The organism is Bradyrhizobium sp. NBAIM08 (assembly GCF_020193935.1).
GTDB classification, from domain to species: Bacteria; Pseudomonadota; Alphaproteobacteria; order Rhizobiales; family Xanthobacteraceae; genus Bradyrhizobium; species Bradyrhizobium yuanmingense.
Genome location: NZ_JADYVR010000214.1, coordinates 1 through 463, shown reverse-complemented (window position 1 = coordinate 463; position 463 = coordinate 1). Strand labels below are relative to the sequence as shown.

General features: G+C 29.4%; 1 protein-coding gene. It reads left to right on the top strand.

Annotated elements, in window-relative coordinates:
- Positions 1-356, top strand: a 356-nt coding sequence (locus I6F37_RS39175) for a hypothetical protein (RefSeq protein ID WP_225154253.1), incomplete at its 5' end; no start/stop codon positions are given.
- Positions 357-463 lie beyond the last annotated feature (107 nt).

The window sequence follows — 463 nt, the reverse complement described above, 5'->3', positions numbered from 1 at the left end:
ATATAAGAATGACTCCTCTTGAGATAACAAAAAAATACGTTGATTTATCAAATGATGGTCAGATAAGCCTTATCGCGAATCTACTTGATAACAATGCTACATACAGCTCAGAAAATGTAGGAATACATTACGGAAAAGAAGCTATTTTACAAATGAAAAATAAATTCTTTGCTGGACTGACCCATCACCACTGGGAGGTATTAGAATATGATCAAATTAAAGATCAGATTATAGGATTTCAATATAAATTTACCGGAAAAAATCTCAATGGAGATGAAATTAAAAAATCTGGTTATGAAATAGTAGTTATTAATCTTGAGGGTTACATTCAACACGTAGAAGTTAAAAATTTATGAAAAATATAATTGCCTTATTCTTAATTACAAATATCATCTTTGCAGCTCCAATAGATGATGCAAAAGTTTTCTTTGAAAATTATGTAAAACTAGAGCATGCCTTTGAC